This is a genomic window from Paraburkholderia atlantica (assembly GCF_000092885.1).
In the GTDB taxonomy this organism is placed as follows: domain Bacteria; phylum Pseudomonadota; class Gammaproteobacteria; order Burkholderiales; family Burkholderiaceae; genus Paraburkholderia; species Paraburkholderia atlantica.
In genome coordinates, this window is sequence record NC_014117.1 from 1,444,837 (window position 1) to 1,459,590 (window position 14,754).

12 protein-coding genes are annotated in these 14,754 nt (G+C 64.8%); 4 read left to right on the forward strand and 8 right to left on the reverse strand.

The genetic code is table 11. From position 1 onward, the window contains the following. Positions 1-215: 215 nt before the first annotated feature. Entirely contained in the window at positions 216-638 is a 423-nt protein-coding gene (locus BC1002_RS06375; protein WP_041734613.1) for a helix-turn-helix domain-containing protein, read from the forward strand. A gap of 200 nt (positions 639-838) precedes the next feature. Here the strand turns inward: BC1002_RS06375 and BC1002_RS06380 are convergent, their stop codons facing one another. Together BC1002_RS06380 and BC1002_RS06385 are read right to left on the reverse strand one after the other, a co-directional pair. Next, complete coding sequence (locus tag BC1002_RS06380; RefSeq protein ID WP_041734339.1) at positions 839-2,224, reverse strand: undecaprenyl-phosphate glucose phosphotransferase; 1,386 nt, start codon at positions 2,222-2,224, stop codon at positions 839-841. 36 nt (positions 2,225-2,260) lie between these two features. Further along, positions 2,261-2,995, reverse strand: coding sequence for a Crp/Fnr family transcriptional regulator (locus BC1002_RS06385; RefSeq protein WP_006048767.1), 735 nt, complete (start codon positions 2,993-2,995; stop codon positions 2,261-2,263). Between the two features lie 222 nt (positions 2,996-3,217). Between BC1002_RS06385 and BC1002_RS37630 the strand changes: the two genes are divergently transcribed. Continuing rightward, complete coding sequence (locus BC1002_RS37630) at positions 3,218-3,460, forward strand: hypothetical protein (protein WP_157874651.1); 243 nt, start codon at positions 3,218-3,220, stop codon at positions 3,458-3,460. 164 nt (positions 3,461-3,624) lie between these two features. On the opposite strand, the gene BC1002_RS06390 is transcribed toward BC1002_RS37630, so the two are convergent. From BC1002_RS06390 to BC1002_RS06410, 5 genes are read right to left on the reverse strand one after another with little or no spacing between them, the layout of a single operon-like run. Next, positions 3,625-6,315 (reverse strand): glycosyl hydrolase 2 galactose-binding domain-containing protein, encoded by a 2,691-nt coding sequence (locus BC1002_RS06390; RefSeq protein WP_013089249.1) that lies wholly within the window; start codon positions 6,313-6,315, stop codon positions 3,625-3,627. A 15-nt stretch (positions 6,316-6,330) separates the two neighbouring features. Then, positions 6,331-7,404: a DUF1839 family protein gene (locus BC1002_RS06395; protein ID WP_013089250.1), complete on the reverse strand. Its 1,074-nt coding sequence runs from the start codon at positions 7,402-7,404 to the stop codon at positions 6,331-6,333. Continuing rightward, the gene (locus BC1002_RS06400; RefSeq protein ID WP_013089251.1) at positions 7,401-8,474 is read right to left on the reverse strand and encodes an amino acid--[acyl-carrier-protein] ligase; all 1,074 of its coding nucleotides are present in this window, start codon (positions 8,472-8,474) and stop codon (positions 7,401-7,403) included. Before BC1002_RS06400 ends, BC1002_RS06395 begins: the two co-directional genes overlap by 4 nt. Then, a complete protein-coding gene (locus BC1002_RS06405; RefSeq protein ID WP_013089252.1) occupies positions 8,475-9,782 on the reverse strand; it encodes an acyl-CoA dehydrogenase family protein in 1,308 nt (435 codons plus the stop codon). Next, positions 9,779-10,030 carry an acyl carrier protein gene (locus tag BC1002_RS06410; protein WP_013089253.1) on the reverse strand — a complete coding sequence of 84 codons (252 nt, stop codon included), beginning with the start codon at positions 10,028-10,030 and terminating at the stop codon, positions 9,779-9,781. Before BC1002_RS06410 ends, BC1002_RS06405 begins: the two co-directional genes overlap by 4 nt. Before the next feature lie 371 nt (positions 10,031-10,401). On the opposite strand from BC1002_RS06410, the gene BC1002_RS06415 reads away from it, so the two are divergent. Beyond that, entirely contained in the window at positions 10,402-10,935 is a 534-nt protein-coding gene (locus tag BC1002_RS06415) for a GNAT family N-acetyltransferase (RefSeq protein ID WP_013089254.1), read from the forward strand. Between the two features lie 8 nt (positions 10,936-10,943). On the opposite strand, the gene BC1002_RS06420 is transcribed toward BC1002_RS06415, so the two are convergent. Continuing rightward, entirely contained in the window at positions 10,944-12,413 is a 1,470-nt protein-coding gene (locus BC1002_RS06420) for an oligosaccharide flippase family protein (RefSeq protein WP_013089255.1), read from the reverse strand. 449 nt (positions 12,414-12,862) lie between these two features. Between BC1002_RS06420 and BC1002_RS06425 the strand changes: the two genes are divergently transcribed. Beyond that, entirely contained in the window at positions 12,863-14,725 is a 1,863-nt protein-coding gene (locus BC1002_RS06425; protein WP_013089256.1) for an alpha/beta fold hydrolase, read from the forward strand. The last annotated feature ends 29 nt before the right edge of the window (positions 14,726-14,754 follow it).

Genomic DNA, 14,754 nt, shown 5'->3' on the forward strand with positions numbered 1-14,754 from the left:
CTACGGGCGAGATATTCGCTGGTGCGGCATGCCTCGCGTGGCCATAACGACCTGAAGCAGACGTTCGCTATCGTGACCGCTGAATGACCTCACTGCGAAGTTTCGCCGTGCTGGCAATTCGGCGTGCCACGGCGATTCACTACAACAGGCAGTCGTCATTCGCGCGTCACCGATTAACGCGCCGACGGCTTTTGGACGAGGACGAATTTAAACTCATGAATGCCGATCGCCTTCCGGGACCCTTTCCCGACATTGCCGCAACCTGGGCTGCGCTGAAGAGCCAGTTGCCGATCACGCCGATTCGCACCGAAGAGGATTATCACCAGATGGTGCGCATCGCAAACTCGCTGTCCGATCATCTAAGTGGCGACGACAACGATCCGCTCGCCGATCTGCATGCGATCGTGAAGGAGCTGGTCGGTCACTGGCAAGCGCGCAACCTGACGATTCCAAAAGCGGAGCCGCGCGAGGTCCTGCGCCATTTGCTGACCACGCATGGTCTGAAGCAGAAGGATCTGGCCGGCATCGCGTCGCCGACCGTGGTCAGCGATATTCTCGCTGGGCGCCGCGCGATCAGCAAGAAAGTCGCCAAGGCGCTCGCGGTGCGGTTTCAGACCGACGTGAGCCAGTTCCTGTAGCGGCGGGATCGCGCGACGGGCCCGTCCAGGACGGGGCCGTCGCGGCTCGCTGTCTTGCGTCAACGATGGCGGCTGTCGATCGGACCGCCGGAGTTGGCGTTTCTATCTGCAATTTGCTATTCGTTATTTGCTACTTGCGGCGCACCGTAGCGCCGGCACGATGACCGGCACCGTCGGATGCGCTTGCCTCGATGGCATGCTCAGAACGCGTTGTGGCCGACAAAGCCCTTGAAAATCGTGATGAAGACGATCTTCATGTCGAACCAGAACGACCAGTTGTGGATATAGAAGAGATCGAATTTGACGCGCGCTTCCATCTTCTCGACCTTGGTGGTCGCGCCGCGATAGCCGTTGACCTGGGCCCAGCCGGTGATGCCAGGCTTGATGCGGTAACGGTGCATGTAGCCGTACACCTGATCCTTGTACAGATCATCGTGTTCGATCGCATGCGGACGCGGACCCACCACCGACATCTGACCGAGCAGCACGTTCAGAAACTGCGGCAGCTCGTCGAGACTCGTGCGACGCATGAAACTGCCGAGCTTCGTCACGCGCGAGTCGTTGCGGGTCGCCTGGGTGATCTGACCGTCCTGTTCCTTGTGCACGGTCATCGAGCGGAACTTGTAGATGCGAAACGGCTGACCATCGACGCCCTTGCGGATCTGCCGGAAAAACACGGGTCCCGGCGAAGTGAGCTTGATGCCGATCGCGAGCACGACGAACACCGGCGCGAGCGCGAACAGCGCGAGCGCGGCGAACAGGCGGTCGAACATCAGCTTGGGGCACATCTGCGGCGGCGAGAACGGCGTCGCGCTCAGATTCAGCGTCGGCAACCCGACGACATCGACGATCGCATGATTGAACAGCGACAGACTGCGTACGTCGGGGATGAAGCGCAGATTGACGAAGTCGTGTCTGAAGGTGCGCGTGAAGCGGTAGATCGTGTGTTCCTCGGAAAGAGGCAACGCGAGCCACACTTCGTTGACGCGTTCGTCGCGCACCTTCGTCGCGAACGCGCCGAGATCGGTCAGCACGGGTAGGCGGGCCAGACGCGCGCCATACGCGTCGGGGCCTTCCACGCTGGTGTCGAACACGCACACTGGTTTGAAGCCCGCTTGCGGCGCATGCTCGAGATGCGCGAGCAGCGTGCGCGCAAAGCCCGGTGCGCCGACGATCGCGACCGTGCGCGCATTCATGCCGCGGCGGCGCACGAAGCGCAGCATCAGCTGCATGATGCAGCGGGTCGCGATGATCAGCGCGCCGGAGATCAGCGTCGCATATCCGAACCAAAGGCGCGACACCGCATCCGTCCGATGCAGCGTGAACGCGAGCACGAGCGAGGTCGCGACCACCACGACCCACGCGGCGGCGATTCTCGCGAGCACTGGCGCGAGCGCCTTGCCGCGCCACGTCTCATAGGCGCCGAAGCCCGGAAACAGCAGCAGAACCAGCACACAGTTGAACGCAATCAGAAGGCGCTGGGTATCGCCAAACGGGATTGGCGCAGGAAAGCGCATCCAGTGGGCTAGCAGACCGCCTGCAATCACGAAGAGCACGTCGAGACATCGAGAAATAGCCCTGAACATAGGCAAATCGGCCCCGGTCATCGAGCGGCGTGCCGCTTATTCGACGGTCTCCGCCTGGCGCAGGCGCGGTAGCAGACGATCGAATTCGCGTTTCACGAGGCCGTAGCATTCGCACGCGCGGGCTTCGAGGCCCTTGCGGTCGAGCACCTTGATATGACCGCGGCTATGATGAATCAGGCCTTCGTCGTGCAGCTTGCCGGCCGCTTCGGTGATGCCTTCGCGACGCACGCCGAGCATGTCGGCGATCAGCTGCTGCGTGACGGTCAGATCGTTCGACGCGACGCGATCCACTTCGATCAGCAGCCAGCGGCATAGTTGCTTGTTGAGCGCGTGATGGCGATTGCATGCGGCGGTCTGCGCAACTTGGGTCAGCAGAGCGTGCATATACAGCAGCATCAGGCGGCGCAGAAAGTCGGACCGCGCGAATTGCTGCTTGAGCGCCTGCGCGCTCATCCGGTAGGCGAAGCCCGCGCATTGCACCTGCACGCGGTTGGGCATGGTTTCGCCGCCCGTCAGGACCGGCACGCCCGTCATGCCCTCGCGGCCGACCGCGGCGATCTCGACGGAGCTGCCGTCTTCCATCGTCGAGAGCATCGAGATGATCGCCGTGGTGGGGAAGTACACGTGATGGATCCGTTGACCCGAGTCGCACAGCAGTTGCTCGGTGCGCAGATGAACCAGTTCGAGGTGCGGGGCCAGCGCTTGCCATTCGTGCGACGGCAATGCGCCCAGCAGATGGTTACCGTGCAAATCGGATTGAAGTGTCAACATGATCGGTCCTCGCATGAAAGTCGCGCCTCGCGCGCCTCTCTCCGTTTATTTGATCCGATGCCCGCATCCTCGGGACAGGGCTGCCCGGCGAGCAGCTAGGATGAACAGCATCGGCCCCGTTTTAGGCCTGTCTGCCACCGCCTCTGTTGTTGCGCTCGTGTGCGGTGGCACTCTGTTGCGTAAAGGTAATAGCGAGGACCGTGCCAACGTTAAAGAAAACGCGTGCTGATGCGGCGCAGCGAACAAACCTGGAGTGTGGCCGGAGAGGAAAAGCGGCTTTTTGTTTCAGTTCTGCACACCCCCTCCGGATGGGCAATGCATCGGATGAAAGCTTTGGGTTTCGGGGAATCCCTTGATATCAAAGGCTTCACGGCCAAAAACAGGGGGGCTGTCGAAGCTGTCTCAGATTTGAACCTGGCGCCGCATGCACGTTTTGAAGCGCTCCTCCTGAAGTGCCGGAAATGATTCAGAAGTGTTAAATGGAGTGCGTACGCTGCCGCACCCAAGGCCTTTCAGACCTGCTAACAGTCGCGTTCGAGCCAACAGTGAGTGCGCGGAGCAGACAGTTCGAGAGGTGCGAAGCGGGCTTTGGTGCGCCTCGCGGGCGCGCGACTAGTTCGGAATGACCACTAGCCGTAGAAGATGGCGGAAAGCGCATTGATCGCGCGGACTTCCCCCTGAGGTGCCGCGCTTGTTTCATCCACTTTAAAGGCCGCGTTTGATGCAGGTGCAACGACTTCTTGCGGCGACGCGGCGAACGCGGTCGGCAGCAGCGGTTCGAACGCATGCAGCGGCACGATACAGCGCCGGTTCGGCGCGAGATGGAACCAGTCGCGCGCCGCGCGATAGTGCGGGTCAATGATATGAACGAAGCGCGCAAAGCGCTTCGTTTCGATCGCCAGCTGCCAGCCGTTGCCGTCGCCACGACGTTCGACCTGGACGGTCATACCGAGGTCATCACGCGCGCGCACGCTACGCTCGGGCAGATGAAACGCCTCGGACACGATCTCACCGCTCGCGGCATCGTATAGCGTTGCAATCGTGACATCGTGCGCGCGTGGGCCGAAGCGGTACGCATGCGTGAGATCGAAGAACTGGCCGAGCAGCGCGGCTGCGCTGATGCGTTGCAGGCTACGCGGGGCAAGCGTCAGCGCGCGGCGCGCGGACGTGACTTTCACGCTGCCGTCGCGAAGACAGACCAGTTCCAGTTCGCCGCTAAACGTTTGCGCGCGCTCGTTGATCAGATGGATATCGAGGCCGTTCAGGCCTTCGTCGGTCAGCGTGACCTGCAACGGCTGCAACGTCTGCGCGAAGCCGTGCAGCGCGCTTTTGGGCCGTCCCGTCGCGTCGATCATGCCCCAGCCCGCGCCCGCGCGCAGATCCTGCAACTGCCACACGAGGCCGCCGCCGCACGCTGACCCCGCGCGCCGCCACTCGGCGAACACGTCGCCGATCAGTTCGGCAACCACCGCGCGCGACAGATCCAGATAACGCGCCGTGTCTTCATAGCGCAAGCGCGCCGGCTCGACGCCGTAAAGCGCCTGCAGATAATGATCGCGCACGTCGTCGAAATCCCAGCCCGCGCCAGCATCACGCGGCACGGCGGCTTTCCAGCGCGGATCGTGCGCGTGGACCGTGCCGAGTGCGTCGTGCAGTGTCGCGTCGTCGGGGACATTGGCGAATGCCAGGCATTCGGCGGCGAAGCGCACCTGCGCGCGGCGCACGTCGTCGAGCGGACGCTGATACGCGCCGACGCCGTAGTAGTGCGTGATGCCCTCGTTAGTCGAAAACGGCCACGCGCCGCCCGAGGGCGAATTGCTGACATACGGCACGTCCTCGCGTTCGCGCGCGACGAGTGCGGGCAGCAGCTCGGTAAACAACGGCTGCTCGCGCCGCCCCGCAGGCAGTCCGAACATCGCCGCCTGCTGATCGGCCTCGCTGCCGCCGCACAGCACCGCGAGCGACGCGAAGCGACGTGTGCGGATCAGGAACTGGCTTGCTTCGCGCTCGATCAGTGCGCTGAATGCGGCATCGTTCGGGTAGTCGAAATTGGCCAGTGCGAAGTCCTGCCAGATCAGCAGGCCGTACTCATCGGCGAGTGCATAAAACAGATCTGATTCATAGAGCATCGTGCCGCCGACGCGCAGCATGTTCATGCCGGCGGCGCGCGCGAGTTCGAACGTATGGCGCAATTGCGTTTCGGTGCCTGCCAGGGTGACGAGATCGGCGCTGGTCCAGCACGCGCCGCGACAGAACACGGGCACGTCGTTCACGCGCAAGGTAAAGCCCGCTGCATCGGCGCCGCGGTCCACTTCGATACGACGAAAGCCGATCGAGCCCAGAGGCTGACACATCACGTTGACGTCGGCGAGCTGCAACGTCAGAGGATATAAGGTGGGCTCTCCATGCGTATGCGGCCACCAGCGTTTCGCGTGGGGCACGCGCAACTCGCCGGTGAGTGTATATGCATCGTGCCATTGCAAACACGAAACATGGTTGCCGCACGCAAGTGTCGCGCGGCAGGCGGCGACGTCGTGAGGGTGTACGAAACGTAACGTCAACGAAACAACCCCATCGTCGTGCTCGAGCCGGCTGGTCAGATCAATCGTGTCGAACGCGTGCGGGGCGTCGCCGAGCATCTCGATCGGACGCCACGGACCGACCGCCTGAATCGACGGACACCACCCGGGCATATGGCCGAGCAGCGTCGTGCGCACGTTGCGAAGCGTCGGCGGCGACACGAGCCGAGGGCGCCAGCGCGCACGCGAGCGTTTGGCCGCCAATGCCGGCGTCAGCGAGCGAAAGCACAACACGAGCGTCGCACGGCCATCCAGCTCGATATCGAGGTCATGGGCGATGAACATCGATGCGCAATCGAGCCGCTTCACATCGTCGAGCCACACTTGCGCGAGCGTCGCGAGTCCATGAAATCGCAAGCGGCGCCGACCGGTGCCGATCAGCGTGAGGCGATACCAGTGATCGTCGAACGCGAGCGGTGGCGGGTGATCGACATCGAGCAGCCCGGCGGCGCGCCGCGCGCTCGCGACGGTGCCGGGTACGCGCGCGGCGAGCCAGCCTTGCGCGGGCAACTCGAGCGGTGACGCATAGGCGTTGGGTGGGGTGCTCAGACAGGCCCAGCCGGTATCGAGCCGTTGCGGCCAAAGCGAGGGCGAGGCGAGGGCAGTGCTTGCGTCGTGCGCTTGCGCGCTCGCGTCGGCCGCGCGCGGACGGCCGGCGCCGCCCTCGTCAGCCGCCGGATCGAGTGTCGATACATCCACGGTCAATTCCCGGAAAAACCGCGCGGCACGAAGCGCGCGCATCAACGCATCAACGCATTAGCGCACCAGAGCGGCTAGCGGCGGCAGCGTTTGTTCATAAGCGCTTTCAAGCACGTCGAAGCAGTCTTCGCAGCTATCGCGACGACCGCGCGCGAGCGCGCGAATGAGCCGGAACTGCATCACCATCGACTCCGACGCGATGCGCTGCGCGGCGGCCGGTATCGTCGGCGGCATCTCGAAGCCTTGCGCGGACAGCCACTGCAGATACTTCGACAGAAACTCGAAGTTCGCACCGAGCTGCCGCATCACATTGAACGAGTACAGATGGAAGTAGGCCTCGTCGCGCTCGAACAGCGTGTCGAGATGCGCGGGAAACGCGGCACGCCATTGCGAAATCGGATTGCTCAACGGACGCCGCTCCAGATGCACGCGCAGCAGTTCCGCCGACGCCTCCGCTAGCGCGGTGCCTTCGAGTGCGGGCCGCGCCTGCTTGGCGAACTCGACGTACGGAAACAGCAGATCGGGCTGGCCGGTGAAATGCGGCAGCTTGCGAAACACGCCGTCGTAGTCGTCGCCCTCGAGCCGGTGGTAGCCGGTGTTGTGGAAATAGCCGAGGCGGCGCGCGGCGGTGTCGACGAAGTCGATGCCGATCGTGGTCTTCGGATGCTCGCTGCGATACGAAGTTGCGCGCGTATCGGGCAGGTAGTAGCCGTCGACTTCGACGAGCACGGTGTGGCCGCGCAGCGTCTGCGCGAGCACGCGTTCTTCGAGCGAGTCGTAGATCGCGAGCTCCTGCACCTGGGTGCCGTACAGCCGTTCGAGATCATCGAGCGGAAACTTGAAGAACGTGAACTGATCGCCTTCGAAATCCTGCGTGACGGTGAACGCGAGCGCCGCGCGCGGATCGAGCCCGAAGCCATGCAGCAGCTCGATCCACAGATCGACATAGCAGTTGGTCTCCTGCCACACGCGTTCGCCCTGATGCAGCGCGTGCGCTACGTGCTCGCGCAATTGCGTGCCGGCACGAGGCACCGCATGGGTCTGCTGATGCGTCGGTGGATCGCCTGCGCGTCGCGGCAGCGACGGGTTGGCGAGCGAGCCGGCAGGCGCCGATGTCGGCGAGGGATTCATGCGCGCTCCCCGACGACGGTCACGGTTTGCGTAGATTGTGCCGCCTGCAGCGCATCTGCGACGCGGGTCCCGGTATCGCCCCACAGCAGCGCGCGCACGTCGTCGGGCCACGCGTCGACCTCGAGCCCATGATGACGGAACAGCGCGAGCGTGATGCGCTCCATGCCGAAGCCGACACAACCCGTATGCGCGGTCGTGCCGTCTTCGCAGGCGATCTTCCAGATCGCGCCGAAGTGGTCCATGTGATAGTTGAACGACAGGCACGCCGTCTTGCCGCGCGGATCGGCGACCGCGATCAGCAACTCGAATTTCAGCGCCTGCGCGCGCTGGCTATCGGCGACGATCTTACCGCCACGGCCGAAGAACGGATCGTTCGCGAGATCGACTTCGACGGGCAAGCCGAGCAGTTTCACGAGCAACGAGCCGCGCTCGATCCACATCTGCCGGAACGCCATCACCTGTTCGGGGCTACCCAGACGCACGTATTCGCGTTGACGGAACATCTGCATCCGGCCCGGATCGAGCGATGGCTCGTGGCGGAAGCAGTACGACAGCACGTCGACCGTGCGGCCGTCGGCGGGCAGGGGGCCGCGTCGCGCCAGCACCGGATAGATCGGATAGCAGGCGGCCGGCGTCAGCACGACGCGCGTCGGTTTCTGTTGCGCGAGCCACGCGTCGCCGCGCTCGTCGTTGCTGTCGGCCATCGCATCGTCGAGCGCGCGCAACAGACGGTGGTGGCCCATGTCGTCGCCGCAGAACGAATGGATGGTGCCCGCGAGATTCGGAAAGCTCTTCAGGTACTCGCTATCCTCGAAGTCGGTACGGCGCATCGCGGGCGGAAACCGCAGTACTTCGGCTCGCTGATCTTTGCCGAGATGCGTAATCGCGACGTTCAATCGGTCGACCACGTCCTCGAAAACCTGGCTGCGGCCATACAGCCCGTTTTCGCCGGTATCGATCAGCAGGCCGGCGGCCAGCATCTCGTCGCGCAGCGTGAGCGAAGGCCCCACGTCGGCGGCGCTGGCCGCCGCAGCAGTGGCGGCAGCGGCGGTATCGGTCGTCAGCTTCATTCAGGGCCTCCCCGGCGCGGCAGGACGTTGCGCGAGCAGCAGACTCGCGGTGTTCTGCGCGATACGGTCGTTATTGATCATCAAGGGCGCCGAGTGCAGATCGCGCAGATGGCGCCCGACGCTATAGGGCGTGCCGTTCTTGTAGCCCGCCATGCCGCAGATCATCAGCACTTCCTGTACGACCTGCAGCGCGGTGGTCGAAATGCTGGTCTTCAGCGTGTTCATGTCCGACGCGAAACCGAGCATCGCCGCGAGCGGCGCGTCCGCCTGGATTGCGCCCTCGCGCGCCTGATGCGCGGCGCGCGCAGCCTCCAGCGCGACCGACAGGCGCGCCTGCATCATCTGCAGTAGCCCGACCGCTTCGGCAAGCCGCAGTCCCGCCGGCGGCATCGTGCCTGGCTTCGCGCGCGCCTGTGCGCGGAAGAACGCTTTCGCGCGATTGACCGCGTCGATCGCGATGCCGGTCCACACCGACGCCCACAACGTGTGCGACACGGGCAGCATGGTCTGATCGGCAATGTCGGCGAACGGCGTCGCGAGGATCTGTTCGGCCAGTCCCGTCGCGACGAGCCGGAAGCCCTCGCTGCAGGTGCCGCGCATGCCCATTGCGTCCCAGCCGCCGCGTCGCTCGAGCTGCGTTTGCGCGCGCAATGCGACGATCAGTACCTGGTCGGACGCGGCCGCTTCGGCGGTGCGCCGCGCGGTCACGAGGATGCCGTCGGCGTGCGCGCCGTACGAGATCGTCGGTGCGAGCTTTTCGATCCGGAAACGCGCGCCATCGAGCTCGACCGAGCACGCGCTCGTGCGCATGTTGCCGCCGATCGTCTCTTCCGATGTCGCCGACGCGAGCAGCCATTGCTGCTCGGCCAATTGTGCGAGCAGGCTCGCTTGCCAGGCCGAGGTGCCGCGATGAGAGTCGATGCACGCGACCTGGATCTGATGCATCGCATAGATCATCGCCGTCGATGCGCAGCCCTGGGCGAGCGTTTCGCAGATCGCGCCGATATCGGCAAGCGACAGGCCCGCGCCACCGAAAGCGGTCGGCACCATCGCCGACAGCAAACGCTCGGCCTTCAGCGCGTCGAACGCCTCGACCGGAAAGCGCGCGTCACGATCGACCGCGTCCGCATACTGCGCGGCGATCGCCGCGCAACGATGCGCTGCAGCGCGCCATTCGGGACCGCTGTCGAGCGCGGTCAGCGCCCCGCTGGCAGGGCCTTGGCCAGCGTCGGTCTGTGCATCGGTAGTCGAGTTCGCGGCCGCCCCGCAGGCCGCTGCGGCGGCCTGATCCAGCAGCGGCGCACTCATGCTGCCGCCTTGGCCTGCTGCAACTCCGTCATCGCGGCGGCCATCGAGTCGATGCTCGAGAACAGGCGGCGCGTCAGCATCCGGTCAGGAATTTCGACGTTGAATTCGTCTTCCATGGCAAGCATCAGATGGACGGTCGCGAGCGATGAGAGTCCGGCAGCATAGAGATCGGCGTCGTCGGCGAGGCTTTCCACCGGGACATCCAGGCGTGCGGATTCTGAAAGGATGCGTCTCAATGCAGTTTTCATGCAGTGCTCCCCCTTATGGTCAAAGGTCTGCCGATGGGTGCCGGGATCGAATGATCGTGGGCGCCTGATTTTCGTGGGTAGGTTCGTGCGGTGCGAAGACCGCAGTGTGTGTGCGCGATGGTGCAGTGCGGTGATGCAGGCGGGGCTGTGTGGAGCCATCTGCGATACCGGGGGGCACGTGGTGAGGCTGCGCTTCATTGGCTCGTATTTAAGAATCGGCAACCCCGAGCGTCAGTGCGATGGCGCACGGAAGCACGTCTTTCGCGCAGGCTACCGTGTAGTCGATGATGAGGGACCGTCATGGATCGGCCTGCTGTCGCGCACGGCAGGCATCGCCGGTTTCGCCAAGTATTTTGACCGCCGGGGGCGTGATGAACTGGAAAACGCTGGAGTTCGATCAGCTATCTGCACGTGAGTTGTATGTCGTGCTGCGTGCGCGCAGTGCGGTATTCGTCGTCGAGCAGTCGCATGTGTGCCTCGACGCGGACGGTCGCGACGAGCAGGCCTTGCATGTGTTCGCGGTCGACGACATGGCGCGGCCGATGCCGGTGCTCGCCTATGCGCGGGTGCAGCCCGGCGATTCGGAAGATCCGGAAGTCACGATCGACAAGGTGTTGACGAGTCCGCTGCGGCGCGGCGACGGCACCGCCGAGATGCTGATCGAGCGTGTGCTCGAAGCGGTCGCCGAACGCTGGCCGGGCCGCGCCACGCGCGTAAGCGCGCCGCTCGGTTTGCGTGGGTTTTACGAGCAGTTCGGCTTTCGCAAAACGGAGGGGCCGTACCTCGAACACGGTATCCCGTTCATCGGTCTCACGCGTCAGGTGCGCGGCGCTCAGGCGCGCTTCGGGCAGCGGCGCCGCGAGCGCGACGGCGCATCGTTCGTCAATACGTTCGAACTGTTGTGATGCCGGGCTCAGCCCTGTGCCCGACCGGAGGACGGCACCAAACGCAGCCAGAGCCGATAAAGCGCGGCGCGCAACTCGCTCGAGCCGCGCAGCGACATGCCGACGTTCGCTGCGCTCAACACGAGCGCAGCGACGATCGCCAGCAGCAGCGCGTTGATCGAGTCCGCGAGCGCGAGCGCGACGAGCAGAAACGCCAGATGCGCGAGCATGTTGCGCACGATCGTCCACGCATGCAGCCGTGAGAATGCGAGCAATACCGAGTAATCGAACAGCGCCTTCAACACGACGACGACCGCCGCGCCCATGATGCCGAACCAGTGGATGCCGCACCACAACGCGCCGGTGAAGAACGGCAACTGAAGCCAGCTGACGCTCGCTACTGCGGCGGGATGGGTCTGCGCCTGCAACAGGCTGCCGAGGATGCTCGACTGGCCGCTCAGCCACACGCCGACGATCAGCACGCTCGCGACCGGCGCCGAGGCGGCGAGCTGCGGTCCGAGCCACAACAGCAGAAACGGCTTCAGGGCGAACAGCGCGATGATCACGCACGGCGTAAAAGCGCCATTGAGAAACGCGAGGGCGTGGTGCGCGAGCGCATCCGCATCCTCGCGCGATGCCGCCGACAGACGCGGAAACAACGTGCGCACCATCGCGAGCGGCAGCAGGTTCAATCGATTGATGAGGTTTTGCGGCGTCGCGTAGTAGGTGACGAAGCGCGCGCCGAGCAGTCCGCCGACGAACACGCGGTCGAGCGTCGAGGCAATCATGTTGGCGCCGGAAAACATCAGCAGCCAGCGGCCGTAGCGGAACAGTCCGATCATCCGCCGCCATTGCGGCATCCGCATCCGGCGAATGCCGAGCGCGCGAATGGCGGCCACGCCGAGCATCAGGCCGGCGATGAAGCGCGCGATCACGGCGGCCGGAATCACGAACGCCAGCGACGGCGAAAAGCAGAAGATCGCCGCGATCGGCAGCAGCTGGAACAACGCGGTGCCGAGCATCTGGTTGATGTTGTAGCTCGCGAAGCATTCGACGCCGGTAATCGCGCCCGCGAAGACCCACGTGACGTTCGCGATCGGCACCGCGACCGCGATCCACGGCAGACTCGCCATCACTTCACGCTGGAACGCCGGCTCGATTTTTACGCCGTAGGCGAGGTAGACGATGGTGCCGGCATAAATCAGCGCACCGCCGATGATGCCGGTGCCGAGATTCATGAACCACGCGCTCCAGAAGATCGGTTCGATCGAATCGTCGTTGGCCGCGCGCGCCTTGGCGATCTGGTTTTCCGTCGCGAGACTGGTGCCCAGATCGAGGACGCTGAAGTAGCCGATCAGCGTCCACACCAGATTGATCACCCCATAACGCTCGGTGCCCAGCAGATGGATGTAGGCGGGCACGGTCACGAGGGAAACGAAGGTCGGCGCGATGGCTCCGGCAAAGTTGATGAAGATGTTCCTGACGATGCTTCGTTCCATGGTCCATTGTCCGGCCGGTGACGGGCGAGCCTATCGTATGACTTGCGCGTCGGCGCCGTCGCAGGTCTTGCATCTTGCCCCCAGGCGCCGCGTAACTGTGTGGGTGGCCGTACAGATAGCCGCGATCGGGAGGGAGTTAAATGGCAAAGGTCATACGTAGCGTGGTGGTTGGCCACGAGTCTTGGCGTCGCGTGCCCGGGCGCCACCTTCTCCATCATCTGATGTTCGCGGCACGCTGCACGGAACCGCGGGCATTCAATACAGCGCATCAGCGACGCGATCAGCCGCGTTTCAGTCCATGCGCGGGGCATGTTGCACTGCACAGCATGCTCATCGACACACGAGCCCAGCTCGATTCGGAGCCCAAACCAGTGTGGCGGGACGCACATATGGGCGACAGCACCTTTGTTGTAATCAGATCAAAAGGAAGAAAACGTAAGGAGCGGACTGTGAGACCCATCGTCTTCGACGGCAACTTCGGCTGGTTGCATTCAGCCCACGGCCCGGATGGCGTTGTGATGTGTTCCCCGTTTGGCTACGACACGCTGTGCACGTATCGCGGCATGCGCCGGCTCGCCGAGCGCCTCGCCGCCCGCGGCATGCCGGTGCTGCGCTTCGACTACCCGGCGACCGGCGATTCGGCTGGCGACCCGACCGACGCCGGCCTGTGGCGCGCGTGGATCGACAGCGTCAAACAGGCGGTCGCGCAGCTGCGCTCGGCGACCGGCGTCGAGCGGGTCAGCTTGTGCGGTCTGCGTCTTGGCGGCATGCTGGCCGCGCTTGCCGCGCAGGAACTCGGTGACGTGCACGGTCTCGTGCTGATGTCGCCGGTGCTGTCGGGCAAGACCTATCAGCGCGAATTGCGCGCGCATTACCGGCAATGGCTGAACGATCCGGCCGCGATGGATTGCGTGGTCGAGCCCGATACCGACGAGTTCGTCGAGGCGTACGGCTTCCGCATGTATCGCGACACGCTGGAAAGCCTGCACGCGGCGGATCTGTATCGCGCGACGAGCCGGCCGGCCGCGCGCGTGCTGCTGCTCGATTCACTGAACCCGGTGCGCACCGGTGCGCTCGCCGCGCATTACAAGGAACATGGCGTCGAGCTCGAGCGTCACCCGTTCGACGAATACAGCCGCTTCATGATGGAGCCGCTCGAAAGCGAAATGCCGCACGCCGCGTTCGAGACCATCGAGAACTGGCTCCTCGCGGGCAGCACGCGAACAACCCACGCGGTGGCGCGCGTGCCCGAGCGAGGCGAAGAGCCGGCGGGCGGCCACTATGTCGCGCCGAGGCTGCACGAGACGCCGGTGTGGCTGAACGACGGCAAGGTGTTCGGCATCTACTGCCGGCCCGACGGCGCCGCGGCGGCGCACGCCCCGGCGGTGCTGCTGCTCAATACCGGCGCGGTGTCGCGGATCGGCAACGGACGTTTCGGCGTCCATTTCGCGCGGCGGCTTGCCCGCCAGGGGATCGCTTCGCTGCGCATCGACGTCGGCGGTGTCGGCGACAGCATGCCGTCGTGCGACACGCTGAGCCTCGACGCGCTGTACTCGCAGTCGAGCGCCGCTGACGCCGCATGCGCGTCGCGCTGGCTCGTCGCTCGCGGTCACGCGGGCGCGATGCCGGTCGGCATCTGCTCGGGCGCCTACACCGGCCTGCATGCGGCGACGCGCGAACCCGCGGTGGTGGGCGCGGTGATCGTCAACGTGCAGAAGTTCAGATGGCATAACGTCTGCGACGAACACGGCAAGCCGATGATCCCGGTGTCCGCGTTCGGTTCGACGCGCAACTACATGCGCTCGATGAAGCAGCCTGGCAAATGGCTGCGCGTGCTCAAGGGCGAGACGGGCGGCTGGGGCCTCGTGCGCGAGCTGGTGGTACGCCAGCTCGCGAAGACCGGCGAAACGCTGGCCGACCGGATCGAGCGGCTGTGCGGCCTCGAACTCGGCGCGCGTGACGAGCGGCATCTGTTCGCCAACCTCGATGCGCGGGGCGTCGACACGCACCTGGTGTTCGGTGTGCTCGACGAAGGCGTCGAGGAGCTCGAGCGCTACTTCGGCGTGCGCGGCAGGCGGCTCGCGCGCTTCCCGCGCATTCACGTGGCCTTCTGCAAACACACCGATCACGCGATCCTGTCGTCGGTGGCGCAGGAAAACATCATGTCCTACGTCGAGAACGTCTATCGCGGCGGCTTTACGAAGCTGCGTCGGCCCGACAGCGCGGCGCTCGACGGCGAATTGCACAGGCAGCACCACGAACACGATGAGCATCGCGGCGCGGGAGCGTTGCGTCCGTTCGGAGAAGCATAGGGAGACGCGCGGAAGGAGGGGGCGCGCGC